General features: G+C 47.0%; 2 protein-coding genes. Both read right to left on the bottom strand.

Going from position 1 to position 1216, the window contains the following annotated elements; genetic code table 11:
• Positions 1-875 (bottom strand): multidrug transporter (locus R7M72_RS25135; protein WP_318056464.1); only part of this gene is annotated, 875 nt, incomplete at its 3' end.
• 65 nt (positions 876-940) lie between these two features.
• Positions 941-1216: UTRA domain-containing protein (locus R7M72_RS25130; protein ID WP_318056463.1), on the bottom strand; the 276-nt coding region annotated here is incomplete at its 5' end.

Raw genomic sequence — 1216 nt, 5'->3', positions numbered from 1 at the left:
AGGATGAAAGCCACACCGATACCTCGGGTGAGATACCATTTTTCTGCAAGCAACCAAATGCCCATCAATAAACCAAATACGATACTGATCTGGCGCAGCGCGACAACTAAGCTCACGTTGTCTGTCATCGTCATCGCAAACAGAACCAATCCATAAGTCGATGCCATCATAATGCCAGCCATACTTGCACTTTTTCGGATTCGCCAAGCCGCTTGCAACTCTTGATCATTTCTGGTGATCAGACACCAAAGTAAAACGGGTAAGCCCATCGCCCAAAACTGCCCACCAAGATAGAAGATCGCGCTGTATTGATCGTTGAAAATAGTTGATGCTTGCTGAGTCAGTAACGTTAATGCCTCTTTGTCCACCACAGAGTAACCTGTCGTGCCAATTGCCGCGATCAACGCCCAAAACACGCCTACATTTAGATACGCCACCAAAGAAACTTGGCGAACATGAGTCAACGGCACCAAAATGCAGCCAAAGGTGATCAACACAAAACCAAGCCACTGTTGAGATGAAAGCGCATGGCCGAGTGCAACACTGAACCCTCCCACCATCATGACCGGCAAAGCGCGTGCAATTGGGTAAATCACACCAACATCGGCATGTTTATACGCCATGATCAAACCGACGAGATACACAATTTGCGCTATTCCACTAAAAGCCAGCATTCCCCAAAACTCAACTGGCAACGAAGTCCAACCGAGCGTGGTTAAATACCAAACCAGATATGGGGTAAGCACTCCACAAGCAGACAGGCTTGCAGCCATCGTGAATGCCACGCCTGATCCGGAATGGCTTTTACCCAAGATATTCCAACCAGCATGCAAAACCGCAGAAAATACAACGAGTGCGATTGCCAAAAAATCCATTTGTTTTCCTGTTTAGATAAAACAAAGGCTCCGAGATGGAGCCTTTGAATATGAAAATGCGAACGTTAGTGATTGAGCTCTGCCACCGACTCAATACTGATGGCATCGTGACGCCAGTATTCAATATCGCAGTCAATTAACTCGCCATGTTGGTTATAGTTAGTGCGTTCAACAACCATTGCCGGAGTGCCCGATGTTGCTCGCAATGCTTGCGCGACTTCACCAAGCAAGGTACTGGTAGAAATACGGTAACGCGTCTTCTGATACACCACACCAAAGTGCTCGCGATAAATGTCGGTCAGCGAGTTGGTCAAATCAAAGCTCAATAAATTGGGGAAGAT

This window comes from Vibrio sp. YT-18 (assembly GCF_033337345.1).
In the GTDB taxonomy this organism is placed as follows: Bacteria; Pseudomonadota; Gammaproteobacteria; order Enterobacterales; family Vibrionaceae; genus Vibrio; species Vibrio alginolyticus.
Note: the sequence above shows the minus strand (reverse complement) of the source record. Positions and strands in the feature narration are given on the sequence as shown.